23 protein-coding genes, 2 tRNA genes and 2 rRNA genes (1 of these 27 cut by a window edge) are annotated in these 26,542 nt (G+C 41.5%); 2 read left to right on the forward strand and 25 right to left on the reverse strand.

What is annotated here, in order from left to right:
* The 5 genes from FQT28_RS07840 to rlmD form a co-directional block, all read right to left on the reverse strand.
* A 23S ribosomal RNA gene (locus tag FQT28_RS07840) occupies nucleotides 1–1,382 on the reverse strand; it reaches 1,520 nt to the left of the window's first position.
* A gap of 121 nt (nucleotides 1,383–1,503) precedes the next feature.
* Nucleotides 1,504–1,576 (reverse strand) — tRNA-Ala (locus FQT28_RS07845).
* A gap of 51 nt (nucleotides 1,577–1,627) precedes the next feature.
* A 16S ribosomal RNA gene (locus FQT28_RS07850) occupies nucleotides 1,628–3,174 on the reverse strand.
* The 16S and 23S rRNA genes sit together here with 2 tRNA genes alongside, the layout of an rRNA operon.
* 232 nt (nucleotides 3,175–3,406) lie before the next feature.
* A tRNA-Glu gene (locus FQT28_RS07855) sits at nucleotides 3,407–3,478 on the reverse strand.
* A gap of 58 nt (nucleotides 3,479–3,536) precedes the next feature.
* The gene (rlmD, locus tag FQT28_RS07860; RefSeq protein ID WP_143989885.1) at nucleotides 3,537–4,907 is read right to left on the reverse strand and encodes a 23S rRNA (uracil(1939)-C(5))-methyltransferase RlmD; all 1,371 of its coding nucleotides are present in this window, start codon (nucleotides 4,905–4,907) and stop codon (nucleotides 3,537–3,539) included.
* Between the two features lie 37 nt (nucleotides 4,908–4,944).
* On the opposite strand from rlmD, the gene recX reads away from it, so the two are divergent.
* Nucleotides 4,945–5,721: a recombination regulator RecX gene (recX, locus tag FQT28_RS07865; RefSeq protein ID WP_143989886.1), complete on the forward strand. Its 777-nt coding sequence runs from the start codon at nucleotides 4,945–4,947 to the stop codon at nucleotides 5,719–5,721.
* Nucleotides 5,722–5,809: 88 nt separating this feature from the next.
* Nucleotides 5,810–6,343, forward strand: coding sequence for a nucleoside tri-diphosphate phosphatase (ntdP, locus tag FQT28_RS07870; protein WP_000775318.1), 534 nt, complete (start codon nucleotides 5,810–5,812; stop codon nucleotides 6,341–6,343).
* A 69-nt stretch (nucleotides 6,344–6,412) separates the two neighbouring features.
* Here ntdP and FQT28_RS07875 read toward each other — a convergent pair whose 3' ends face one another.
* The 20 genes from FQT28_RS07875 to rbfA all read right to left on the reverse strand — a co-directional run bounded on the left by FQT28_RS07875 (nucleotide 6,413) and on the right by rbfA (nucleotide 26,502).
* On the reverse strand, nucleotides 6,413–7,180 hold the full coding sequence (locus tag FQT28_RS07875; RefSeq protein WP_000567578.1) for an epoxyqueuosine reductase QueH: 768 nt from the start codon (nucleotides 7,178–7,180) through the stop codon (nucleotides 6,413–6,415).
* 124 nt (nucleotides 7,181–7,304) lie between these two features.
* A complete protein-coding gene (gene groL / locus FQT28_RS07880) occupies nucleotides 7,305–8,927 on the reverse strand; it encodes a chaperonin GroEL (protein ID WP_143989887.1) in 1,623 nt (540 codons plus the stop codon).
* Between the two features lie 15 nt (nucleotides 8,928–8,942).
* Nucleotides 8,943–9,227, reverse strand: a complete 285-nt coding sequence (groES, locus tag FQT28_RS07885) for a co-chaperone GroES (protein WP_143989888.1) — start codon at nucleotides 9,225–9,227, stop codon at nucleotides 8,943–8,945.
* Between the two features lie 156 nt (nucleotides 9,228–9,383).
* Nucleotides 9,384–9,779 carry a single-stranded DNA-binding protein gene (locus tag FQT28_RS07890; RefSeq protein ID WP_000282436.1) on the reverse strand — a complete coding sequence of 132 codons (396 nt, stop codon included), beginning with the start codon at nucleotides 9,777–9,779 and terminating at the stop codon, nucleotides 9,384–9,386.
* A gap of 77 nt (nucleotides 9,780–9,856) precedes the next feature.
* Nucleotides 9,857–10,618 (reverse strand): SDR family NAD(P)-dependent oxidoreductase, encoded by a 762-nt coding sequence (locus tag FQT28_RS07895; RefSeq protein ID WP_143989889.1) that lies wholly within the window; start codon nucleotides 10,616–10,618, stop codon nucleotides 9,857–9,859.
* 41 nt (nucleotides 10,619–10,659) lie between these two features.
* On the reverse strand, nucleotides 10,660–11,286 hold the full coding sequence (gene ytpR / locus FQT28_RS07900; RefSeq protein WP_143989890.1) for a YtpR family tRNA-binding protein: 627 nt from the start codon (nucleotides 11,284–11,286) through the stop codon (nucleotides 10,660–10,662).
* A 15-nt stretch (nucleotides 11,287–11,301) separates the two neighbouring features.
* Complete coding sequence (locus tag FQT28_RS07905; RefSeq protein WP_084948560.1) at nucleotides 11,302–11,619, reverse strand: thioredoxin family protein; 318 nt, start codon at nucleotides 11,617–11,619, stop codon at nucleotides 11,302–11,304.
* Complete coding sequence (locus tag FQT28_RS07910) at nucleotides 11,616–11,915, reverse strand: DUF4651 domain-containing protein (protein ID WP_084925594.1); 300 nt, start codon at nucleotides 11,913–11,915, stop codon at nucleotides 11,616–11,618. Before FQT28_RS07910 ends, FQT28_RS07905 begins: the two co-directional genes overlap by 4 nt.
* Nucleotides 11,916–12,090: 175 nt before the next feature.
* On the reverse strand, nucleotides 12,091–13,698 hold the full coding sequence (locus FQT28_RS07915) for a CTP synthase (RefSeq protein WP_143989891.1): 1,608 nt from the start codon (nucleotides 13,696–13,698) through the stop codon (nucleotides 12,091–12,093).
* Nucleotides 13,699–14,013: 315 nt separating this feature from the next.
* Nucleotides 14,014–14,604 carry a DNA-directed RNA polymerase subunit delta gene (gene rpoE, locus FQT28_RS07920; protein ID WP_165941776.1) on the reverse strand — a complete coding sequence of 197 codons (591 nt, stop codon included), beginning with the start codon at nucleotides 14,602–14,604 and terminating at the stop codon, nucleotides 14,014–14,016.
* Between the two features lie 240 nt (nucleotides 14,605–14,844).
* Entirely contained in the window at nucleotides 14,845–16,029 is a 1,185-nt protein-coding gene (locus FQT28_RS07925; RefSeq protein WP_033605550.1) for a hypothetical protein, read from the reverse strand.
* Nucleotides 16,026–16,985, reverse strand: a complete 960-nt coding sequence (locus tag FQT28_RS07930; RefSeq protein ID WP_033605551.1) for a hypothetical protein — start codon at nucleotides 16,983–16,985, stop codon at nucleotides 16,026–16,028. Before FQT28_RS07930 ends, FQT28_RS07925 begins: the two co-directional genes overlap by 4 nt.
* A 69-nt stretch (nucleotides 16,986–17,054) precedes the next feature.
* The gene (locus tag FQT28_RS07935; protein WP_143989892.1) at nucleotides 17,055–19,706 is read right to left on the reverse strand and encodes a valine--tRNA ligase; all 2,652 of its coding nucleotides are present in this window, start codon (nucleotides 19,704–19,706) and stop codon (nucleotides 17,055–17,057) included.
* Nucleotides 19,707–19,719: 13 nt separating this feature from the next.
* Nucleotides 19,720–22,737 (reverse strand): DEAD/DEAH box helicase, encoded by a 3,018-nt coding sequence (locus FQT28_RS07940; RefSeq protein WP_143989893.1) that lies wholly within the window; start codon nucleotides 22,735–22,737, stop codon nucleotides 19,720–19,722.
* A 45-nt stretch (nucleotides 22,738–22,782) separates the two neighbouring features.
* Nucleotides 22,783–23,343, reverse strand: a complete 561-nt coding sequence (locus FQT28_RS07945) for a GNAT family N-acetyltransferase (protein WP_143989894.1) — start codon at nucleotides 23,341–23,343, stop codon at nucleotides 22,783–22,785.
* A 281-nt stretch (nucleotides 23,344–23,624) separates the two neighbouring features.
* Nucleotides 23,625–24,020: a helix-hairpin-helix domain-containing protein gene (locus FQT28_RS07950; RefSeq protein WP_125399287.1), complete on the reverse strand. Its 396-nt coding sequence runs from the start codon at nucleotides 24,018–24,020 to the stop codon at nucleotides 23,625–23,627.
* A gap of 97 nt (nucleotides 24,021–24,117) precedes the next feature.
* Complete coding sequence (locus FQT28_RS07955; RefSeq protein ID WP_000119707.1) at nucleotides 24,118–24,372, reverse strand: DUF1912 family protein; 255 nt, start codon at nucleotides 24,370–24,372, stop codon at nucleotides 24,118–24,120.
* 9 nt (nucleotides 24,373–24,381) lie between these two features.
* On the reverse strand, nucleotides 24,382–25,716 hold the full coding sequence (locus FQT28_RS07960; RefSeq protein WP_125450157.1) for a DUF438 domain-containing protein: 1,335 nt from the start codon (nucleotides 25,714–25,716) through the stop codon (nucleotides 24,382–24,384).
* Entirely contained in the window at nucleotides 25,716–25,949 is a 234-nt protein-coding gene (locus FQT28_RS07965) for a DUF1858 domain-containing protein (protein ID WP_000368739.1), read from the reverse strand. The genes FQT28_RS07960 and FQT28_RS07965 overlap by 1 nt, the downstream gene beginning before the upstream one ends.
* Nucleotides 25,950–26,151: 202 nt before the next feature.
* Entirely contained in the window at nucleotides 26,152–26,502 is a 351-nt protein-coding gene (rbfA, locus tag FQT28_RS07970; protein ID WP_001273601.1) for a 30S ribosome-binding factor RbfA, read from the reverse strand.
* Nucleotides 26,503–26,542: the final 40 nt, after the last annotated feature.

Consider the following 26,542-nt stretch of genomic DNA (forward strand, 5'->3'; position numbering starts at 1 on the left):
CCTTAGGTCCCGACTAACCCAGGGCGGACGAGCCTTCCCCTGGAAACCTTAGTCTTACGGTGGACAGGATTCTCACCTGTCTTTCGCTACTCATACCGGCATTCTCACTTCTATGCGTTCCAGCACTCCTCACGGTATACCTTCATCACACATAGAACGCTCTCCTACCATACCTATAAAGGTATCCACAGCTTCGGTAAATTGTTTTAGCCCCGGTACATTTTCGGCGCAGGGTCACTCGACTAGTGAGCTATTACGCACTCTTTGAATGAATAGCTGCTTCTAAGCTAACATCCTAGTTGTCTGTGCAACCCCACATCCTTTTCCACTTAACAATTATTTTGGGACCTTAGCTGGTGGTCTGGGCTGTTTCCCTTTCGACTACGGATCTTAGCACTCGCAGTCTGACTGCCGACCATAATTCATTGGCATTCGGAGTTTATCTGAGATTGGTAATCCGGGATGGACCCCTCACCCAAACAGTGCTCTACCTCCAAGAATCTTTATGTCGACGCTAGCCCTAAAGCTATTTCGGAGAGAACCAGCTATCTCCAAGTTCGTTTGGAATTTCTCCGCTACCCACAAGTCATCCAAGCACTTTTCAACGTGCCCTGGTTCGGTCCTCCAGTGCGTCTTACCGCACCTTCAACCTGCTCATGGGTAGGTCACATGGTTTCGGGTCTACGATATGATACTAAGGCGCCCTATTCAGACTCGGTTTCCCTGCGGCTCCGTCTCTTCAACTTAACCTCGCATCATATCGTAACTCGCCGGTTCATTCTACAAAAGGCACGCTCTCACCCATTAACGGGCTCGAACTTGTTGTAGGCACACGGTTTCAGGTTCTATTTCACTCCCCTCCCGGGGTGCTTTTCACCTTTCCCTCACGGTACTGGTTCACTATCGGTCACTAGGGAGTATTTAGGGTTGGGAGATGGTCCTCCCAGATTCCGACGGGATTTCTCGTGTCCCGCCGTACTCAGGATACTGCTAGGTACAAAGACTATTTTAAATACGAGGCTATTACTCTCTTTGGCTGATCTTCCCAAATCATTCTTCTATAATCTTTGAGTCCACTTTGCAGTCCTACAACCCCGAAGAGTAAACTCTTCGGTTTGCCCTCCTGCCGTTTCGCTCGCCGCTACTAAGGCAATCGCTTTTGCTTTCTCTTCCTGCAGCTACTTAGATGTTTCAGTTCACTGCGTCTTCCTCCTCATATCCTTAACAGATATGGGTAACAGGTAGTACCTGTTGGGTTCCCCCATTCGGAAATCCCTGGATCATCGCTTACTTACAGCTACCCAAGGCATATCGTCGTTTGTCACGTCCTTCTTCGGCTCCTAGTGCCAAGGCATCCACCGTGCGCCCTTATTAACTTAACCTTATTTTTGACCTTTCAGTCATAAACTCTTTTAATACTACAGCGTTTCGGTTTATTTTCTTGTTACTATTTGATATAGATATTCAATTTTCAATGTGCATTACTTGGTGATCTCTCACCAATGGAGCCTAGCGGGATCGAACCGCTGACCTCCTGCGTGCAAAGCAGGCGCTCTCCCAGCTGAGCTAAGGCCCCACAAGACCTCTCAAGACTAAACAAGACCAATGCGCAGTTCCTTATCCTTAGAAAGGAGGTGATCCAGCCGCACCTTCCGATACGGCTACCTTGTTACGACTTCACCCCAATCATCTATCCCACCTTAGGCGGCTGGCTCCTAAAAGGTTACCTCACCGACTTCGGGTGTTACAAACTCTCGTGGTGTGACGGGCGGTGTGTACAAGGCCCGGGAACGTATTCACCGCGGCGTGCTGATCCGCGATTACTAGCGATTCCGACTTCATGTAGGCGAGTTGCAGCCTACAATCCGAACTGAGACTGGCTTTAAGAGATTAGCTTGCCGTCACCGGCTTGCGACTCGTTGTACCAGCCATTGTAGCACGTGTGTAGCCCAGGTCATAAGGGGCATGATGATTTGACGTCATCCCCACCTTCCTCCGGTTTATTACCGGCAGTCTCGCTAGAGTGCCCAACTAAATGATGGCAACTAACAATAGGGGTTGCGCTCGTTGCGGGACTTAACCCAACATCTCACGACACGAGCTGACGACAACCATGCACCACCTGTCACCTCTGTCCCGAAGGAAAACTCTATCTCTAGAGCGGTCAGAGGGATGTCAAGACCTGGTAAGGTTCTTCGCGTTGCTTCGAATTAAACCACATGCTCCACCGCTTGTGCGGGCCCCCGTCAATTCCTTTGAGTTTCAACCTTGCGGTCGTACTCCCCAGGCGGAGTGCTTAATGCGTTAGCTGCGGCACTAAACCCCGGAAAGGGTCTAACACCTAGCACTCATCGTTTACGGCGTGGACTACCAGGGTATCTAATCCTGTTTGCTCCCCACGCTTTCGAGCCTCAGCGTCAGTTACAAGCCAGAGAGCCGCTTTCGCCACCGGTGTTCCTCCATATATCTACGCATTTCACCGCTACACATGGAATTCCACTCTCCCCTCTTGCACTCAAGTTAAACAGTTTCCAAAGCGTACTATGGTTAAGCCACAGCCTTTAACTTCAGACTTATCTAACCGCCTGCGCTCGCTTTACGCCCAATAAATCCGGACAACGCTCGGGACCTACGTATTACCGCGGCTGCTGGCACGTAGTTAGCCGTCCCTTTCTGGTAAGATACCGTCACAGTGTGAACTTTCCACTCTCACACTCGTTCTTCTCTTACAACAGAGCTTTACGATCCGAAAACCTTCTTCACTCACGCGGCGTTGCTCGGTCAGACTTCCGTCCATTGCCGAAGATTCCCTACTGCTGCCTCCCGTAGGAGTCTGGGCCGTGTCTCAGTCCCAGTGTGGCCGATCACCCTCTCAGGTCGGCTATGTATCGTTGCCTTGGTGAGCCGTTACCTCACCAACTAGCTAATACAACGCAGGTCCATCTGGTAGTGATGCAATTGCACCTTTTAAGCAAATGTCATGCGACATCTACTATTATGCGGTATTAGCTATCGTTTCCAATAGTTATCCCCCGCTACCAGGCAGGTTACCTACGCGTTACTCACCCGTTCGCAACTCATCCAGAGAAGCAAGCTCCTCCTTCAGCGTTCTACTTGCATGTATTAGGCACGCCGCCAGCGTTCGTCCTGAGCCAGGATCAAACTCTCATTAAAAGTTTGAGTTCTCACTCATTTCTGTCACTGACAGATTTATTGTTTTTTCATTGTTCAGTACTATAACCTTTGTTATAGTGCCCTGCACATTGGTTCGTCTTGTTCAGTTTTCAAAGGTCTTTGTCACTCAATCTCTCTCAAGCGACAACTATATTAGTATATCACAGCTGTTGACCTATGTCAACACTTTTTTGAAACTTTTTTTACTTTTTTCGTCCCTGCGATACACACATAGTCCGTACGGGATTCGAACCCGTGTTACCGCCGTGAAAAGGCGGTGTCTTAACCCCTTGACCAACGGACCTTGAGCTTGTCAACTCTTTCTATTATACCTACTTTTCAAACTTTGTCAAGGGATTTTTTCAGTGAATTTGATTTTTTCTTTTCTTAACCAACTTCACGACCGCTTCTGTCCGTGCGGTATGGGGAAACATATCGACTGACTGGATATACTGAAGATCATAGACTTTCACTAGTTTAACTAAATCTCGCGCCAAGGTCGAAACATTGCAGGATACATAGACCATTTTTTCTGGAACATAAGTCAGAATGGTATCCAACAACTTATCATCTAAGCCCGTACGAGGAGGATCTACTATCAGTGCATCCGCCCTATAGCCCTCTTGATACCAGCGTGGAATAATCTCTTCAGCTGTCCCCGCTTCGTAATGGGTATTGTCAAATCCCATTTTTTGAGCATTTCGCCTAGCATCTTCAATGGCTTCTGGAATAATATCCATCCCTCTGAGACTCTTGACCTTATTTGCGAAGGCGAATCCAATTGTCCCAACACCGCAATAAGCATCAATCAGATGATCTTCTTTGCTAACATCTAGAGCTTTAACTGCTTCACTATAGAGAATCTCTGTCTGCTCTGGATTGAGCTGATAGAAGGCACGGGGCGAGAGAGAAAACTCATAGTCGAGTACTCCTTCTTGAATACTCTCTTGGCCCCAGATAATTTCCGTCTTTTCACCATAGATTTCACTTGTTTTTGCTGTATTTGTATTGACTGCAACTGTAACTACTTCTGGAAAATCCTTGACTAGGTCTTTGACTAGTTGATTTAAATTAAGCTGGCGATTCGTGACAATGATAATCTGAACTTGACCCGTTTTTCTTGCACGACGCACCATAATGGTGCGAACACCTAGCGATTTTCTCTCATCGGTGATGGGAATTTGATGATAAGTGAGAAGTTCAGCTAGGCGATTCGCAATCACTTGGGTTTCCTTATCTTGTACCAAACAGTCTTTCAATTCTACAAGATAATGAGAGTTTTGCGCATACAAACCTGCCTTGACCTGATTTTTAAATTTCCGAGTTTGAAATTGCAACTTAGCACGGTAGTACTTTGGTTCCTGCATTCCGATAGTTGGACGGATTTCATAGCTTTCATATCCTGCAGGAGCAAATTTTTTCAGAGCTTGGTGGAGCAAATCCGTTTTGAACTCTAACTGTTTATCGTAGTGGAGGTGCATGATTTGGCAACCGCCACATTCATTATAAATCGTACAAGCCGGTACGACTCGAAATTTAGATTTCTTATTAACCTTTAGCAATTTGGCTTCAACAAAGTTTCTTTTAATAGAAGTAATCTGACAATAGATGTCTTCTCCTTTGAGGGCGCCTGGCACAAAAACGAGGGTTTTCTGGTAGAAACCGATTCCCTCACCATTGATGCCCATCCGCTTAATTTTTAAAGGTATTTTTTGTTTGACTTTTAGATTCATACCCCTATCTTATCACATTTTAGGGTATAATAGAACTATGAAAATCACAAAACTTGAAAAGAAAAAACGCCTCTACCTGATGGAGCTAGATCATCAGCAAACCTCTTATATCACTGAAGATACCATTGTCCGTTTTATGCTGTCTCGAGATAAGGTCATTAGCAAAGAGGAACTGACCGAGATTCAGGACTTTGCCCAGTTTTCTTATGGCAAAAATCTTGCTCTCTACTATCTATCCTTCAAGGCCCGTACTGAAAAAGAAGTGCGAGAGTATCTGGACAAGTATGATATTGAAGATACAATCGTTAGTCAAGTTATCGCTAATCTAAAAGAAGATAACTGGATTAATGATCGTCAGTATGCCTACTCTATCATCAATACCAATCAACTTTCTGGAGATAAGGGGCCTTATGTGCTAGCTCAGAAACTTACTCAAAAAGGAGTTGCTAAATCAACTATTGAAGATGTTTTAAAGGATTTTGATTTTTCAGAGGTTGCTCAACGTGTTGCAGAAAAACTTCTTAAAAAATACACGGAAAAGCTTCCCGCTCGTGCCTTGCAGGATAAGATCATTCAAAGCTTGACGAACAAAGGCTTCTCCTATTCTGCTGCTAAAAATGCCTTTGACGACTTGGATAGTCAAGTTGACCAAGAAACGACTCAGGAACTCATTTTCAAAGAGCTAGACAAACAATATACTAAATACGCTCGCAAATATGAAGGTTACGAACTAAAGCAACGATTGACTCAAGTTTTGGCTAGAAAGGGCTATGATTTTTCGGATATAGCGAGCGCTCTCAGAGAATATCTTTAACATTTTCATGTAAAATTCAAAAAAATTAGACCAATTTATGATATAATAGTAGACGATAAACTTATAAATTGTAGAAAGTTGGTTAGTTATGAAACTTCCAAAAGAAGGCGACTTTATTACAATTCAAAGTTATAAGCATGATGGGAGTCTCCACCGTACTTGGCGGGACACCATGGTACTAAAAACAACAGAGAACGCTATTATCGGCGTCAACGACCACACACTTGTTACCGAAAGTGACGGTCGTCGTTGGGTGACTCGAGAGCCGGCTATTGTTTACTTTCACAAAAAATATTGGTTTAATATCATTGCTATGATTCGTGATAATGGGATTTCCTACTATTGCAATATGGCCAGCCCCTACTATCTAGATGAGGAAGCCCTGAAATACATTGATTATGATTTGGATGTCAAGGTTTTCACTGATGGTGAAAAGCGTCTCTTGGACGTTGAAGAGTACGAGCGCCATAAACGCAAAATGAAGTATTCTGATGATTTAGACTATATTTTGAAAGAGCATGTTAAAATCCTTGTTGATTGGATCAACAATGGACGTGGTCCTTTCTCAGAGGCCTATGTCAACATTTGGTACAAACGCTACATAGAACTAAAGAATCGGTAAAGTTGTCAAACTGGGGTGAGAGCCCTGGTTTTTTATTTGAAAAACCCAGCTTTTCAGCTGGGTTGATTTCTATATATCTAATTTAGTAACAGTAAACTTGATATGGGAATAGTCTTTTTCAACATCCTTATCCAACAAGAAAGCCGTGGCATCCTTCTTAACCTGAACAAGATCAATGTTCTGAGCTTGAGCTGCATAGACGCATCCACAATAACATTGACGATAGATATCATACTCCTCGCACATCTCTACCGAGCGCTTGTAGCCTTGATTTTTCTTGAAATCACTTGGAAGATAGTGGGTGGTGTAAATCTTTTGCACATCGATTCCGATGCTGTTGATGGTTTGAGAATTCTTATGAGGACTGATGGTCAAAGCTGAACCAAAGTAGTCAAAGCCCAAGTCCATAGCTACCTGTGCTGTTTTGTCCAAACGGTAGTCAAAACAAACCTTGCAACGGTCACCGCCTTCAGGTTCTTCTTCCAGTCCTCTGACTAACTTCCGGTATTCATTTGGTTCATACGGGGCTTCTAAATACTGGACCGTATTTCCTGTTCGCTCATTGAAATCACTGACAAATTTCTTGGTGACGTAAGCCCGCTTGTGGTATTCTACCTTGGGATGGATATTGGAATTGGCAAAATAGATGGTCACATCAGCGTACTTGGTCAGATACTCTAGGGTGTAGGTACTACAAGGAGCACAGCAAACATGCATGAGAATAGTGGGACGTTGCTCATTTTTCTCCCAAACTTGAACCATTTTTTGCATAACACGGTCATAATTAATCTTCTGATTGGGATTCATCTTGCTCAGAATTTCTTCTACATCAATCATGTTCTTCTCCTTCTTCTAGTCTTATTTTATCATATAAGTTAGGAGAGCTCAAATCTATTTAGAAGAAAAAACCTTAAAAGGAAGGATGTATGTTCCCTCCTTTTGTGTTTTTTATAAGTTGCTTTTACATCATCCCGCCCATCATGCTTGGATCCATTGCTGGGGCTGGGGCTGCTGGTTCTGGTTTATTGGCTACGACTGCTTCTGTTGTTAAAATCAAGCTAGCTACAGAGGCTGCATTTTGAAGGGCAGAACGACTAACCTTAACTGGGTCAATGATTCCTTCTTCAATCATATTAACCCACTCGCCAGTTGCTGCGTTGAAGCCTGTATCAACTTCAGCATTCTTCAAGCGGTCAATAACAATAGAACCTTCGAATCCCGCATTGTGGGCGATTTGACGAACAGGCTCTTCCAAGGCACGGAGAACAATATTGCGTCCTGTCGCTTCATCTCCTGTCAATTCCAAATCAGCTACGGCTGGAATGACATTGACAAGAGCAGTTCCACCACCTGCAACGATTCCTTCTTCAACGGCTGCACGAGTAGCGTTGAGGGCATCTTCGATGCGGAGTTTCATTTCTTTCAACTCAGTTTCAGTTGCAGCTCCAACCTTGATGACTGCGACACCACCTGACAATTTAGCCAAGCGTTCTTGCAATTTTTCACGGTCAAATTCAGAAGTTGTTGTTTCGATTTGAGACTTGATAACCGCAACACGGTGAGAAATAGCTTCAGGATTTCCAGCACCTTCTACGATAACCGTGCTATCTTTGTCCACAGTTACTCTCGCTGCTTGACCAAGCGCCTCAATAGTAGCGTCCTTCAACTCAAGGCCAAGATCTTCTGTGATAACAGTTCCGCCTGTCAAGATAGCGATATCTTCAAGCATCGCTTTACGACGATCACCAAAGCCAGGTGCCTTAACTGCTACTACGTTGAAGGTTCCACGAATCTTATTCAATACTAGAGTCGGAAGAGCTTCGCCATCTACATCATCCGCAATAATCAAGAGTGGACGATTGCTTTGAAGAATACTTTCTAGAAGCGGCAAGATTTCTTGGATATTGGAAATCTTCTTGTCAGTAATCAAAATGTATGGATTTTCAAGATCAGCCACCATTTTTTCGCTATCCGTCACCATGTACTGTGATAGATAACCGCGGTCAAACTGCATTCCTTCAACGACTTCAAGCTCTGTTTCCATACCACGTGATTCTTCAATAGTGATGACTCCATCTTTGCCAACTTTTTCCATGGCTTCAGAAATGTATTCACCGACTTTCTCAGAACGAGAGGATACAGCAGCAACCTGAGCGATGGCTTCTTTATTAGCAACTGGAATGGCATTGTTTTTCAAGGCTTCTACAGCTGCGGCAACCGCTGCTTCAATCCCTCGACGAATGCCGATTGGATTGGCACCTGCAGTGACGTTTTTGATTCCTTCACGGACGATAGCTTGGGTCAAGACAGTTGCGGTTGTCGTTCCGTCACCTGCGATATCATTGGTTTTTGAAGCTACTTCTGATACCAATTTGGCACCCATATTTTCAAAATGGTCTTCCAACTCGATTTCTTTGGCAATGGTCACACCGTCATTGGTAATCAATGGTGAACCAAATGATTTTTCCAATACAACATTACGACCTTTTGGTCCCAAGGTTACTTTAACAGTATCTGCAAGGATATCGACACCACGGACCATAGCTGAACGAGCATCAGATGAAAATTTAATTTCTTTTGACATACTTACTTTCTCCTTCTATTCTTCAATGATAGCCAAAATGTTAGCTTCGCCAACGATGATGTACTTTTCATCGCCATCTTTGACATCAATACCTACGTGGGCTTCAACTAAGACACGGTCTCCAGGCTTCACGCTTGGAGCTACCAAGTCACCGTTCAAGGTACGAACACCTTGTCCAGTAGCTACAACTTGGGCTGTTTTTGTTTTTTCTTGGGCTGAGCCCGCAAGGACAAAGCCTCCAACAGTTTGTTCTTTTTCTTCGATTTTCAAGACCACACGGTCTCCTAATGGTTTCAACATCTGTTTTCCTCCATAATGAACTACATATTATTAGCACTCTTTGTATCTGAGTGCTAATTCATAGTTCTATTGTATCACTTGGTCAGAAATAGTCAAGAAAAAAGTCTGACTTTCTCAATATAAAAAAGCCTGAGACTAACTCAGACTTTTCAATGCTTAGAATGGCAATTCTTCCTCTTCCAAAACCAAGTCTGCCAAATCCTGTCCTGCGTTATTTTCACGCATGGCACGTTGGGCACGGCTTTCTAAAAGTTGGAATCCTGTGGCAAGAACTTCAGTCACATAGTTCATCTGGCCATTTTTCTCAAAGCGACGGGTACGAAGTTCTCCATCCACAGAGATAAGACTACCTTTAGTTGCGTAGCTTGCCAAGGTTTCAGCCAATTTCCCCCAAAGAACAAGATTAACAAAATCAGCTTCGCGTTCGCCATTTTGGTCTTTGTAACGACGGTTCACAGCGATAGTTGCTCGCGCTACTGACTTGTCATTGTTGGTTTTGTGCAATTCTGGTGTAGACGTCAAGCGCCCAATAAGAATAACTTTATTATACATATTTTCTTCCTCCTACTTATCTATTCGCAGGAAATCAAAAAAAGTTACAGAAAATTGTAACTTTTCGAGAAAATTTTTTATTTTTTATGAACCATGAAACCTGTTGCCTGTTGATTGGCCATAATGGTCATATCTGTAATCTGCACACGACGAGGCTGACTGGTCACATAGATCACTGTATCTGCAATATCCTGAGCTTGCAGGGCCTCAATTCCCTGATAGACTGTGGCAGCACGCTCTTTGTCACCATGAAAACGAACTGTAGAGAAATCTGTTTCGACAATCCCTGGTTGAATGGTAGTCACCTTGATATCTGTTGCAATGGTATCAATTCGCAAACCATCTGAAAAAGTCTTGACAGCAGCCTTGGTGGCTGAGTAAACAGCTGCCCCAGCATAGGCATAGATTCCTGCGGTCGATCCCATATTGATAATATGACCTTGATTGGCTGCTACCATAGAAGGCAAGAAACAGCGAGTGACTGCCATCAAACCCTTGACATTGGTATCCAACATGGTCAGCATATCCAATTCTTCATAGTCTTGATAGGGAGCCAAGCCAAGAGCTAGTCCAGCGTTATTGACCAAGATATCAATCTGCCCTATAGCATCAAGAATATCGGAGCAGACAGTCTTTACCATAGCCATATCCGTCACATCCAGTGGAAAGATCCAAACTGTTTGATTTGGAAAAGTTTCTGCAAACTTCGACTTGAGGGCTTCTAGTCTGTCTGTCCGTCGCCCTGTTAGAACGACATTCTCCCCCTGCTCCAGATAAGCACGCGCAATCGCTTCACCGATTCCTGAGGTCGCTCCTGTAATCACTACATTTTTCGCCATCTTATCCCCCTCTATCTGGTCTATCAAATACCGACAATTTCCTAGGCAGTCCAGTGTTTGGCTGGGTCGAATGGTGTTCCGATAACTTGGTCTTCTGATAATTCAATAATCCCACGTTTTTGCGGAGCATTTGGTAGATGCAATTCACGAGGGCTACACATCATGCCAAAACTCTTTTCGCCACGAAGTTCACCTGGAAAAATGAGATTACCTTTTGGCATCATCGCTCCTGGAAGAGCAACAATTGTTTTCAATCCGACACGCGCATTGGGAGCCCCTGCAACGATTTGCACTGTCTTGTCACTTGCGACTGCAACTTGGCAGATATTGAGGTGGTCACTATCAGGATGAGCTACCATCTCGACAATTTCACCAACAACAAACTTAGGTTCTTTGTCATTGACAATCTCTTCTGCAAAGCCTTCCACCCGCAATTCTTGGTTCAAACGTTCTACTTGCTCATCTGTCAAAAAGACTTGACCGCGCTCTGCAATTTCAAACAAACTTGAAACTTCGAAAATATTCCAAGCCACTGTTTCTCCATTTTCTTTGAGGAAAACACGGGCTACCTTGCCTTTGCGCTCCACGTCCAGTTTGGCATCGCCGCTATTTTTCACGATGACCATAAGGACATCGCCGACATGTTCTTTGTTATATGTAAAAATCATTCTTTCCTTTTTCTCCTATTTCAGTCCTGCTAAAAAGTCGTTAATTTCTTCCTTACTTTTACGGTCGCGATTGACAAATCGGCCGATTTCCTTGTCCTTTTCTAAAACAACAAGACTAGGAATGCCGTACACATCCCAGAGTTTAGCCAGATCCAGATACTGGTCTCGGTCCACTCGAATAAAGGTGAACTCTGGATTGGTCTCCTCAATCTCTGGCAAGGATGGATAGATATAACGACAATCGCCACACCAGTCCGCCACAAAAAGGAAGACCTTCTTGCCATCTTGCTCGACAAAACCTGCTAGTTCTTCTATACTATCGGGAGTAATCATAAGGCTTCCTCCTCATAGACCAGGTCTTCATTTTCATAGACAAAGGTATAGTGACGACCATCCTCGAAAACGACTCCTCCGACGAGTCGCTCTAGGCTACTTTCGTAGACTTGAACATAGATAGTCGCAATCTCACCCATATCTGAGAAAAGTTCGCGCACGATAGCGGTCAACTCTTCTTGCGTCTTCATCAGTTTGTGGTTATCTGCTGCTTTTTTGGCACCCAAAGCGAGGGCACTTAGACCAGCCACAGTCAAGCCAGTCATCCATAATTTCTTAGCTTTCATACCATTCATTGTAACACAAAAAGGGCTCTAGGACAAATAGGGAAGCCGTATACGAGCAAGGAAAATCACTTCCCTCAGTGAGAAAAGAAAACTTCGGATTCTTATCGCCAAGCGCCTGAGTTAACAAGAATTTCCTGAATGGATTTAAAAACCTCTGAGATTGCTCTCAGAGATTAGAAGATAACTAGTTACTATTTTCAACTGCTGCTGTAACAAAGGCGGTGTAGAGTTCTTCTGGACGGTTTGGACGGCTGGAAAGTTCAGGGTGATACTGACAAGCCACAAAAAATTTATTCTCAGGAATCTCCACAATTTCTACCAAACGATTGTCTGGAGAAACTCCTGAAAAGACAAAGCCTGCTGCTTCAAACTGTTCACGAAAGGCGTTGTTAAACTCATAACGGTGACGGTGACGGCGTTGCACCACTTCTTGATTATGGTAAGCAGCTGCTGCCTTAGAACCACGTTTTAACTTAGATGGATAAAGTCCCAAACGAAGGGTCCCCCCCATATCCTCCACATCAATCTGATCACGCATGATATCAATGATAGGGTATTTTGTATCTGGTGCAAGTTCTGCAGAATTGGCACCTTCAAGACCTAAAACGTGACGAGCAAACTCGATACAAGTCAACTGCATTCCCAAGCAGACACCCAACATTGGAACATCATTCTCACGCGCATAACGGATGGCTTGAATTTTTCCTTCCGTACCACGTTGGCCAAAACCTCCTGGCACAATGATTCCGTCCGCATCAGACAAAAGCTCTGCCACATTCTCTGCTGTCACATCATTGGCATTGACCCAATTGATTTTAACTTCTGCGTCGTTGGCATAACCAGAGTGTTTCAAGGCTTCAACCACAGAGATGTAGGCATCTTGCAACTCAACATACTTACCGACAAGAGAAATTTTAACTTGTTTTTTCAGGTTCATGACCTTATCCACCATGGCTGACCACTCTGTCATATCTGCTACTGGTGCGTCTAATTTCAAATGGTCACAAACAATTTGGTCCATGCCTTGCGCCTGCAAATTCAATGGAATTTGGTAAAGGTGTTCGACATCCAAAGACTCTATAACGGCTTCTGGTGCCACGTCACAGAACTGAGCAAGTTTATTTTTAATTCCTTGACCAGCTGATTTCTCCGTACGAATGACTAACATATTTGGCTGGATTCCCAAACCACGCAATTCTTTTACAGAATGTTGAGTTGGCTTGGTCTTCATCTCACCAGCAGCCTTGAGATAAGGAAGCAAGGTTGTATGGATGTACATGACATTATCTGCCCCCACATCTGCCTTCATCTGACGAAGGGCCTCTAGAAATGGCAAGGACTCGATATCTCCAACGGTTCCACCAACCTCTGTGATAATGACATCAGAGTCGGTCGTTACAGCAGCACGCTTGATTTTTTCTTTCAAAGCATCTGTGATATGAGGAATGACCTGAACAGTTGCCCCAAGGTACTCACCACGGCGTTCCTTGCGAAGAACTTCACTGTAAATTTTCCCAGTTGTCACGTTGGAATATTTGTTAAGATTGATATCGATGAAACGTTCATAGTGACCCAAGTCCAAATCGGTCTCAGCCCCATCATCTGTCACAAAGACTTCTCCGTGCTGGTAAGGGCTCATGGTTCCCGGATCGATATTGATATAAGGGTCAAACTTCTGAATAGTTACTTTTAGACCACGATTTTTCAAGAGACGGCCTAGACTTGCTGCGACAATCCCTTTCCCAATAGACGACACCACACCACCAGTTACAAAAATATATTTCGTAGACATAGATTCCTCTTTCTAAAATGCTCAAGGTCTTGTTAACTACGAGGGGAAATCGAAAACAAGACCCTTATGAATAACGACTTTTCAAGAAAACTTCCTGAAAAACAAAAATAGCTCCCTAGTAACTAGGGAGCCCCGACCTCTAAAAGAGGTGCCCGAACAATATAATACCTTAAAGCAGAACATTTGTCAACCCGAATTGGTAAAAGATGAAAAAAGGAGATTGTTTTCAGAAAACAAATTAAAGATCCGCATCCCAACGGATGACCTGCTCAAGGAACAAAAAAGGAGATCAGGCGATCTCCTTTGTGAAGTCTTTTACTCTTCTTCACTCGTTTCAGCGTCATCGTCAGAAAACTCATCGTCTTCTTCGTTGAGATCCACGTCTTCACCCAAGTCATCAGGGGCGATTTCATTGATTTCTGCATCGTAAGCTTCCACTTCATTTTTCTCATCATCTGGATTTTCATCATCGTATGAAAGAGCTGGATCTGCTTCGTATGCATCTTCGTCTTCTGGATCATCCGCATTGTAGTCAATGGCATCTGAATCACCATCCATAAAGGCATTGACACGTTTTTTCTTAGCTTTTGGTGCCACTTCATCGTCGTCACTTTCTTCAAGAGCGATGATTTCTTCGTCGATTTCGTCCACACCATACCATGAACGAAGACCCCATTTGTTGTCCCCAAGTGAGATGAAGCTACCGTCAAAGTTCAACTCCGTGTAGAACAAAGGCAAGGCTTCGCGGATATCGCTGTTTGATGTTCCAAGGTAGTTTTGAATTTCGTTTACAAGATCGCTAAAATGCATCTCATGATCGCGACCACGAATTTCCAAGATAGCACGCGCTACCTCAATCATAGATAGTTCACTTTTTTCTTGCCCAGCAAATACTTCTAATTCCAAAGCGTTTCTCCTCATTTTTACTACTATCGCCAGAGCGAATAGACTCTGACCTCATTTTATCATGTACTCTTTATTGTACGATAATTTTGCGGAATAGTCAAAGGTTAAATGGGAGAAAGTGACAGGACTTTTTATTTCTTTGCTACCCAGCCGATAGGAGCGATGGAGGGGTGTACGGGCATGAATTGACTGAATTTTCATGTGGTAAGCTACTTTCTAAAATATATTAAAAAGGAAACTCTATATTAAACTGTATTGAAAACAACCATATTTCATAGGGATTAACAATCTTATAACAAGTATAATTAACAAGCTTAGTAATAATAAGTTATACATGTTACGATACAATGGCTTCTTGATGAATTTGTTAAATTCTTCCTTAGAAATAAACATTTGATTCACATAAAGATCTTTTAAACATTGATATTGTTTTCTAATATTTCTAATATCTAAATTAAACATTATCATGATGATTAACAAAGCCATAATCAAAAGTAATAACAATACATTAGTTTTTTCTGAAGTTGAACAAACAATTCTTCCAAATATACTTTGACCATCACTCTTTTTTATAAAATCAAAAATAATCAAAGAAAAAGCCGTTAACCAACCAAATAATTTCGTATTTAAACGTGAATTAGATTCACTAATCATAGTCGAAATTTTTATAAAGTCATCTTTTAAATTATTTTGGAGTTCGAAATAATGGTCTGTTTTTCCACTAACGATTCTATTAAAAATAGATTCTGCTTGATTTTTAATTAAGTCCAATTCATCGAGTTTTTTTTGTTTTAGAATTAAACTTCGAACAATCTGCAACTTTACTTTATAAGCTTCACTATATTCTTGTTCATTAACAATCCATTCATAAATTTCTAATAACCCATCAGTAAAATTTCCTTTTCCAAATTCAGTTTCAAAGACAAAAGAATCTAAATCTCCTTCAAAAGTAAATTCCAGTCTATTTTGTTGTCTCTTTGTTCGATTAGCTAAAAGAAATAATACATATATGTTTATAAGATGGCGTACCCGATCACTTTTAGAACTATATTTTCCTTCGGACAAAAGTTCTAACGAAATTTTTAACTTTTCATATCCTACACCACGAATAATATTCAAACTAATAATTTTCAAGTAGTCTTCAGCATCAGATACAGTAACCACATTAAATGTATTAGTTGTCGAATCAAAGCATTGTATATTATCATAATCTTTAATGCATAATTTATCAAAAATTTGTTGTAAATTATGACTTGGTGTATCTATAAACTCTTCTTCAAAAATCCAAGTATTTCTATCATTGTAGATATAGTGGCCATCATGCTTATGGACACCAATCTGATTTGATTCAAAAATTTGCTGTAAAGGAGAATTTAAATCTATAATCGCAACAGTATTTTGCCATTTTTTTACTATATTAGTCATTCGTCTATACCAAGATTTTGTAAAACTTGAGAGCGATACCTATCTTGAATATCCAACTCTAACTTACCTGTATCTCCATTATATTCTACTTCTTGCCTATCTTTCATCTCAATAATATTATCCGTATAAATACTCGTTATATCAGATATTTGTAAAGATTTTTTAAAATGTTTAACAATCATTTTCTTAGATATATCAAATTCTGAATCTAAATCCAATGATCTTTCAGAAAAAATCTCAGTTTCATCATTTGTATCCAACAAATTATTTTGAACTAATTTATTAGTTAGTTCAACCTTGTCAAAAGAAATACTTTCAAAAATATATTCTAATGATAACTCTTTAACTTCTTCATAGTTTTCTCTATTTATAACTTCTTCAGAAAATAATAAGTTATTATTAATAAATTTAATCAATGTGTCAGTATTAGTATCACTATCTCTAAAAAGTTTTAAATCCAAAAATTTATTATACCAAAATTTAGCCGCAGTATTACTTTTATCAATAATGGTTACATTATCAAAATTATTCTCAAAAATACAAATCTTGTAGTAACTATTATCTAATCCTAAATCTTGTCTAATAGCAAATGTTTCAGGATCAATTGCATTCGTCGATTCTAACTTTATCAACTTAATATGACTACCAATTTGCTCAATAAACAGTATACCTGTTCTAATCGTTTTATTTCTTTTCCCATCCTCATTCGTTTCTGCTGACAATAATTTATCAGCAAATTTTTTAAAATCAAAATTGTCTTTAGGACTATGATTTTTAAATTCAAACAATACTGAAGTGTTTGTTTGTTTTTCAGGAGGTAAAATACACTTTACGGCCAGATGAGATCTTTGATCACCTATCAAAAAATTAAACAACTTTCGGATGTTTTTTACCTTTTCTTGATCGAGTGTCCGCTCTTCAATAACTTCATCAATGGAATATACTTTTATAGTCATACTAAAACCTCATTATTAGTGATGTTTTAATTATACCAAAAACCTCAGCAAATTGCCGAGGTTTATAGTTTATTTCACCAACTTCTTCATCTCATCAATACGTGCGACAGTCGCATCGTATTTCGCTTGGTAGTCGGCTTGTTTGTCGCGTTCTTTTTGGACGACTTCTGGTTTGGCATTGGCTACGAAGCGTTCGTTAGAGAGCTTCTTGCCGACCATATCCAGTTCTTTTTGCCATTTAGCCAGTTCCTTGTCGAGACGAGCCAATTCTTCTTCGACATTGAGAAGGTCTGCCAGTGGCAAGTAGATTTCTGCTCCTGTGATGACGCTTGACATAGCGAGTTCAGGTGCAGGGATGTTTGATGCGATTTCCAAGTGTTCTGGATTTGTGAAGCGTTTGATGTAGTTGACATTGCTGTTAAAGAAGGCTTCCAAGTCGCTATCGCTTGTCTTAACAAGGATTGTGATAGGCTTGCTTGGTGCTACGTTTACTTCCGCACGCGCATTCCGAACAGCACGGATCAAGTCTTTGAGACTTTCCACACCAGTGTGGGCAGCAAGGTCTTCAAAGGCTGGGTTGACAGTTGGGTATTCCGCTGTCACGATAGAGCCTTCTGAGATTTGTCCAAAGATTTCCTCTGTCACGAATGGCATGATTGGGTGAAGGAGACGAAGAATCTTGTCCAAAGTATAAAGGAGAACAGAACGTGTGATGACTTTCTCTTCTTCATTATCGCTATAAAGGACTTCCTTAGTCAACTCAACATACCAGTCCGCAAACTCGTCCCAGATGAAGTTGTAGAGGATGTGTCCAGCCACACCAAACTCAAACTTGTCAAAGTTTTCAGTAACTTTGCCGATCGTTTCATTGAGGTTGTGGAGAATCCAGCGGTCTGTGACATTTCCAGCTTCCTTGTTGACAACTTTTTCGACATTGGCAGTTGCTTGCTCAAGGGCCAAGCCTTCATTGTTCATGAGGATATAGCGAGAGATATTCCAGATCTTGTTAATGAAGTTCCATGAAGCATCCATTTTCTCGTAAGAGAAGCGCACGTCTTGCCCTGGTGCAGAACCGTTTGAAAGGAACCAACGAAGGGCATCGGCACCGTATTTCTCGATAACATCCATCGGGTCAATCCCGTTACCGAGAGATTTAGACATCTTACGTCCTTGCTCGTCACGAATGAGACCGTGAATCAGGACGTTTTGAAATGGCTGACGACCAGTGAATTCCAAGGATTGGAAGATCATACGAGACACCCAGAAGAAGATGATGTCGTAACCTGTTACCAAGGTTGAAGTCGGGAAGTAACGTTTGAAGTCTTCTGAGTCGACATCTGGCCAGCCCATAGTTGAGAATGGCCAAAGGGCTGAACTGAACCAAGTATCCAAGACATCTTCGTCCTGAGTCCATCCGTTACCTTCTGGAGCTTCTTCACCGACGTACATTTCACCCTCAGCATTGTACCAAGCAGGGATTTGGTGACCCCACCAGAGCTGACGAGAGATTACCCAGTCGTGGACATTTTCCATCCATTGAAGGAAGGTATCGTTGAAACGAGGTGGGTAAAATTCTACCTTGTCTTCTGTGTCTTGGTTGGCAATGGCATTCTTGGCCAATTGGTCCATCTTCACGAACCATTGCGTAGACAAGCGTGGCTCCACTACGACACCTGTACGCTCTGAATGACCAACACTGTGAACACGTTTTTCGATTTTAACGAGGGCACCGATTTCTTCCAACTTAGTAACGACTGCCTTACGAGCTTCAAAACGATCCATGCCTGCAAATTCAAAGGCCAAGTCGTTCATGGTTCCGTCATCGTTCATGACGTTAACTTGTGGTAAGTTGTGGCGTTGACCAACCAAGAAGTCGTTTGGATCATGGGCAGGCGTGATTTTCACGACACCAGTACCAAATTCAGGATCTGCGTGTTCGTCTCCAACGATTGGAATCAATTTATTAGCGATTGGAAGGATGACATTTTTACCAATCAAGTCCTTGTAGCGTGGGTCTTCTGGATTGACCGCAACCGCAACGTCCCCAAACATGGTCTCAGGACGAGTTGTCGCAACTTCAAGGGCGCGTGAACCGTCTTCTAGCATGTAGTTCATGTGGTAGAAGGCACCTTCCACGTCCTTGTGGATCACCTCGATATCAGAAAGGGCTGTGCGAGCTGCTGGGTCCCAGTTGATGATAAACTCACCACGGTAGATCCAACCTTTCTTGTAGAGGTCCACAAAGACCTTGCGAACGGCTTTTGACAAACCTTCATCAAGAGTGAAACGCTCACGAGAGTAGTCTACAGAGAGCCCCATCTTGCCCCATTGTTCCTTGATGGTAGTGGCATATTCGTCTTTCCATTCCCAAACCTTGTCGAGGAATTTTTCACGACCGAGATCATAACGGCTAATACCCTCACCGCGCAAGCGCTCCTCAACCTTAGCCTGAGTGGCAATCCCCGCGTGGTCCATACCTGGAAGCCAAAGCGTATCAAAACCTTGCATGCGTTTTTGACGGATGATGATATCCTGAAGAGTCGTATCCCAAGCATGACCAAGGTGAAGCTTACCAGTTACGTTTGGTGGTGGAATAACGATCGAATAAGGCTTAGCCTTTTTATCGCCTGAAGGCTTGAAAACATCGGCATCAAGCCATTTTTGGTAACGACCAGCCTCAACCTCGGCTGGATTGTATTTAGGTGAAAGTTGTTTAGACATGTGTTTGTCCTTTCTAGTTAATTTCTAAGCTACTTTGATAAGCATCTAAAATATCAATAGTATCTCTTATAATAGGGCTCTGTATGGCTTTGTAAAGAGATTTATTCCCAATAATATAAAACTCTTCTTTAGCTCTAGTCGTTGCAACGTTTAAAATATTGGGTTCAGAGACAGCCCAGCGAGCAGCCCCCTCACTCATATTATCTGCTCCAAGCACAAAATATACAATCTTATTTTCTTTTCCTTGGAAAGTATGTACCGTCCCTACATTTATAGGTTTTCCATTTTCCCGCTTTGTGAAACCAATTTTATCTAGTTCTTTTGCTAGTTGAACCGATACATTTTTAAAAGGAGTAATAACATAAATATCATCAAATTCCTCATGTCTTTTCTGCAACACTTCTTTCAAATAATCAGCTTGCTCAGGAACAAATTTATCCTTAGCACCTCCACCAACGTCAAACCATTCTCCCAGACCTCGAGCTTCTTCCTTTCCTTGAACCATTAAATTATCATAAGAAATTTTATTGGAAATACTGAACATCGGATCACTAGAACGACGATGAACCCAGAGAGGAAGTCCTATCCATGTCCCATCTTGTTTTTTAAAACCATATCTACTAGCAGAATCCATCAATTCTTGCGTTGATGATACAAGATATTTAAAAGCTATCTTGTGGTGCTGTGCTAAAAATCCTAAAATATTTTTATCCATAGTCTGTACTGGTTGTATTTGAGAAGGATCTCCAACAGCCATAATACGTTTACTTCTAAAAATAGCCCCCACACTTGCTTGAGGTAATGCCTGACCAGCTTCATCAATAAATACATTACCGATACTATTTTCAGGCAAACACCGAAACATGGAATTAAAGCTTGCAAAAGTTGTACTAATAACTGGAACAGTGAAATTGACCCAATCCCACGCAGCTTTATATAAATCACTAGCATTATCTCTCATTGAATAGTTTTGAGGCTTCTCCCAAATCCATAATGCTTTTTCAAAATGCTTTTTATTGTCATATATAAATTGCTTCCTAACTGCCAGTGCTTTAATAAACAAACGACTCTGCTCTTCTCGATAGTCATCATCAAACCAAAAATTTGATACTTGTAGTTCTTCATATGGAACAGAAAAATTCAACTTTTTAACAGGGTATGTAGCAAGTTCCGATTGTAATTTCAAAATTTTTTCCTGATGACGAATTAATTTATCTTCTTGTTTAGATTTCCATTCATTATACCTCTGTTGCCTTTGACTCAATTGATTTAATTCAAGTTCATGCATTTTTATCTCTTTTTGCAAACCGTGGCAATATTGACTTTCATCATGTACTTTCTTCAGTTCTGCTTTTAGACTTTCATTCGCTTGATTCAATCTCGTAAAATAAGTATCTAATTTCGATGGTGTGAAAAGTCTTTTTAACCATAAGAAACGTGGAGCTTGTAATTTTATCAACTCAACATCTTGTGCTGCTATCTGTTTGTTAACATTTAACATAGAAATAAGACGCTCATGCTCAAACAGCTCAGATTCTATTTCCTTTTTACTATTTTCTAATTGAATATGTTTATCCCGTATTTTAGATAGTTCTGAACGTCTTTGGGCATCATCCTGATGAAACTCTATCTCAACCTGCTGGTAAGCATTTTTCAATTTTACATGCAATCGAATCTTATCTGCTATATCTTGCATCTTTTCTCTTTTATCAAATAGCTTCTGATATTGAATTTTAAACTCTTCGTATACTGATGGATTCGATTGAAATTTAGCCGAATTCAACTCTTGTCGTATTGCTTTTAAAACATTTTGCAGACGGTCTCTATTCTGTTTTTTTCCACCTTCTATCGAAAACAATCCCCAATATTTTTTGTCGTTAGAAACATCTTCATCTTCTAACAATAAATCATTACTGATTTCAGCAAAATAATCAATTTTCTTTAATTCATCTAACCAATTTAATTTCTGATAAATTTCTTTTCTTTGGGGTAATTCATTAACAATATTTTTAACAGCACCATTATTAGAACTTGCAACTACGATTCCCTTTTCTGCAATTTCTTTTGGTAATTTTGCAATAAGATCAGATTTGTCATGACAAACTAGATTCCCTTTAAGCTTAGGAGCCGATAATTCACTAATAATTCTCGCCTGTTCCGTTACCAGATCTGCAAAAATATCTTTTAAAAGTGTCGTTTTACCAGTTCCCGGAGGACCATTGACACTTCTCACATCTTCATCCGCATTCGAAGCTAAATTTACAGCTACTTGTTGCATCATGGAAAGAGCATATTTAGGGTTACTAGGAAATCTTCCTAATGGATAATTTTTCGGTTCAAGTATAGTTTCTAAATCTTTGGGATTAAAATAGGATGATTCTTTATTGCCGTCCAGATTGACCCTTACAGAATCGGATCCTGATAAATAACGATTGAGATTTTCATTATAAATTGATTTTGCATATTTCAAATCCTTTAGAAAAAATGAATGTAAATTTATTTCGTCATCGAAATTCTTAACAAAATAATATCTGCAATCACTTGGTGAAATCTCATACTTTTTGAGAAGTTTACTAAAAACTTCATTGAACTCTCCATCAAGAAACGCCTGACCTAACTGTTCTCGAAGCTCATTTTCTGCTATTAAAAAATCTTTAGGCAATTCCCTATTTTTGAAAATTTGCCCACTCATGGTTAAAAAAAACTTATCAGCCAAGAACTTCAAATCTTTATCAAAGTATAGAGCAAAAGTAAATTTATAAGAAGCTCTTCCCAATTCTTCCTCCGTCGCTTTTAAATTGTATTTGCCTCTTAACACTTCAATAATTTTTCGAAAAGGGAAAATTCCACAATAAACAGCAATCCCTGAACTGGATTTTAATTTTTGACGTTTAAAAAAATCTTTTAATATTGATTGATAATCATCACCTTGAAAAATCTTATACTTAGAATCACTTTTTTCAATATTCCCTTCTGATAATTGTTCTACTGTAATCCAGGCATCTAATATTTGATTATGACTACTTCTCATCATGTCTCCCTTAAAGCATATAAAAACAAGAATATATCTTACTCATTAAAAACTCTCCCACTCACTCCTCAGCAAGCCATATATCAAACTGTCACAGCGGTTTCCTTGAACATCCTTTCTGTCCCTTATGCGAGCTTCGAGGGTGAAGCCAAGTTTTTCTGCGACTCGTTGACTTTGGATATTGTAGCCAAAGCAGACCAATTCAATCTTATGAAGATCCAGTTCTTTAAAAGCTAAATCAATCAAGGCACGCGCGGCTTCTGGTACATGGCCTCGACCCCAATAGTCTGGGTGCAAGGTATATCCAAGCTCAAGAACATCATCTTCGTGACGGTGATTGAAGTCAACAGAACCAATGACTTTATCGGTTCCCTTGACGACAATTCCATAGCCAGCTGGGAGATTGTCCTTTTGATTGCGTTCAGGAAGGATATGCTCTAGGTAATAAATCTCATCTTCCAAGCTCTTGACGGGTGGAAAGCCTGCTGGATAGGCAACCTCTGGCAGACTAGCGTAGGCATGGATATCCTCGGCATCAGCTACTGTACGGACTCGTAAAACGAGACGCTCGGTTTCTATTCGTTCTGGTAATGCTGCTCTTGTCATCTTCCTCCCTCGCTTTCTACAAAAAATCGCCCCTGCCATCTACATGACAGGGACGAATGTGTTTATCCGCGGTACCACCCAATTTCGGGCAACGCCCGCAACTCTTGTCTTTGAAGGATATACAAAGACACTTTTATTTCATTTTTCATCCATCAGCAACTAGTTTTGACACATTTGTGGACTTCTCAGCACCGCCACTTTCTGTAAAATGTGGGATTCAAAACACCTCTGATGGCTTTATTGTAGCAAGTTTTTCACAGAAATGCAAGGGACAAGAAAGATTACTTGAACTTGATGCCGTTTTCTTTCAATTTCTTGATCGTAGCTGGGCCGATTCCTTTCAAAGCAAGGAGTTCTTTTTCAGTCCAATTTTTGAAGTCAGAAGCTGACTTGATGCCTTCATCATAGAAAGTCTTAGCGCGATCTACTGAGAGGCCACCCAAAGTAGCTGCGAAATCTTCTACTGAATTCGCCACTTTTTGAGCTTGTTCCTTGGTCGCTTCTACTGCTTGTTCCACTTTTTTAGAGACAACTTTTCCTGCTTGGCTGGCAGATTTTTCCGCATGTTTCACGACTTTTTTGGTCTCTTCTACAACTTTGGTCACTGTAGTTGAAAATGCACCTGAACGACGAAGGCTATTTCGTAATTGTTTTTTACGTTGGAGTTTCTTTGACATGATAAAATCCTTTCAATAAAAAATCCCTGCTCTGACAAGGATTTAATAAAGATATTCTATCAAGATTTTGAGAAAAAATCAAGAAAGTATCACTATTTTAGTAGTTTCGCTCACCAAACAAGCCTTCTGGCAAATCATGGAAACCCTTGCCTGCCTTGAAGTTTTCAAACTTACCTAGCAAAAACTGGTAGGCATCCAAGCGGCTTTCGTAGCGAATCATGGCATCTTTGGCACGCTCGTCTTGGTCTTCTTCGTAAACTTTTTGACTTTCCTTGTGCGCCATGTCGTTGATCATGATCTGGGTATTAACCCAGGCCTCAAATTCCTTCATAAATTCTTGTTCGTAACTCATTGCTTCTCCTTATTCTAATCCACGGAAGTAGTCCGTATCAATCTCACGGTAGGGCTGAATGTCCTGAACATACTCTAGGACTCCTTGAAATTCCCCGTTCTCATCGTGTACCGCAGCATAGGTGATGTGGACAAACTTGCCTCGCGACTCAGACTTGAACCACATTTCATACTTGTCCTTGACCCCTTCACGAAGACCTTGCATGATAGCTTTGACTTTCTCCAGATATTTTGGAGGGTGACATAACTCGACATTGCGCCCAACTTGGGACGGAGTCCGTTTGAAAATCATCTCATCAGCTGGCGTATTGTCATTGTAATACTGGAAAATATCGTCTTTATTGACAAAGGTAATCTCCATAGGGAGGTGATTAAGGATGAGGTTGGCCTGCTCGACCGAGAGATAGCCATTCCCAAAAGCCTGTTGACTATGGCGGTCCAGCACTGCTTCCTTTTCCTTAGGGGTAAAGGTAATGGTAAACTGGCCTTCTGGCGTATCGATAACTTGCTGAACTTGGCCTTCAGCCATGTCTAGCTGCACGGCCTCCTCTGTACTCTTCTCCTCAACAAAACTCTGGCGTTCTGGAACCCATTTCTCAGACGGACGGATGATGGCATAGCCGTAAGCATCGCTCTCCTCCGCAATCTGAATCCAGTCATCCTGAGTGAAGGACTCAAGAAGAATCATGAGGAGGATGGACTCTTCCTTGAAAATCATACTTTCAAACTCTGTCGCAAAAGCTTCAAAAGCTTCCTTTACAGTGCTAATCGGCACTTCTGGCAGTGACTTGGCTGTCGCTAGAGCTGTCTGAAAGAGTTCTCTGATCTGATCATCCACTCCCCACATAACCTTAGGGGGTGAATCGTGACCATAGCGCTCCATGATAGGAAAGAAGAGCTCTTCCTTGCGCTGGTAGTGGATGTCAAATTGCCCCAACAGCCCCATTTGACGAACCAAACCCTTGCGCATCTCTGCCAGCATTTCCTCGTCTTCCATAGACTCATAGGTATCTAACAATCTCCGAATGCGAATCAAGGCTGCACGGAGGCCCAGATTTTCATCCTTGAAGACGCGAACTGGGTGACCAGGATGCTCGGTATCTTCCACTTCAACGCCCTTAACAGCATTTTTAAAAAGATTGGCATGGACATCACAGAGTTCCATGACATCTTCAAAGGTGACACCTGAGTCTGAGTTCATCAGCTCATGTTCCATGAGGGAAATCTCGATGGCTGAAACACCCGTAAAGGTCGCATCAAAACGCTCCTGAACTGACTCAGGAGAGGCGCCGTTGTGCAATTCTAACAAAATATCCCGTAGGATATGAATCCGTTCATCTGCCATTAGTCTAATCCAATCACTTCATAGCCGTTCGCTTCTAGCGTGCGGACAATCTTGTCCATAGGAGTTCCTTCGAGCTTCGAACCCTGTTTGAGCGATACTTTGCGACCGACTGTATTGCGCATCAAGGGATTAGCAAGTGGTTTAAAACCCAGCTCCACTAGGATTTCCAAGACTTCTGGATGCTTGTCCACCACTTCCGCAACGGGTATTGACACATCGATGATATTGTCCATGACGACCTCCATGTATGTTCTAATACTCAATGAAAATCAAAGAGCAAACTAGGAAGCTAGCCGCAGGCTGTACTTAAGTACGGCAAGGTGAAGCTGACGTGGTTTGAATTTGATTTTCGAAGAGTATAAAATGATTTTACTGCTTATATTATACCACAAGGACGATTAGCATACACCAAAAAAGAGGGGCACCCCCTCTTTCTTAGTTTTTATCCAGATTGCGTAGCATCTCGTCAATCTTATTTCCATATTCAATGGATTCATCTTTGACGAAGGTTAAATCTGGGATTTTGTACAATTTCAAATTGCGACCAAGTTCACGTTTGATGGTACCAGTTGCTTTTTCAAGCCCGATTTGAGCTTTTTGGTTATCCGAAGCAAGGTTACTCAAAATGGTGTAGTAAACCTTGGCAACAGACAAGTCACCCAGCATCTGAACATCTGTAATGGTCACACCTTGGACACGCGGATCACGGACTTTCTTTTGCAAAATCTCATTGACTTCACGCTTGATTTCCATGCCCACACGATCCGTACGGAAATGATTTGCCATGATATTCCTTTCTCTACTTTGAACCAAAAGCTAGGCCAGC

Source organism: Streptococcus oralis (assembly GCF_901543815.1).
Classification (GTDB): Bacteria; Bacillota; Bacilli; order Lactobacillales; family Streptococcaceae; genus Streptococcus; species Streptococcus oralis_CM.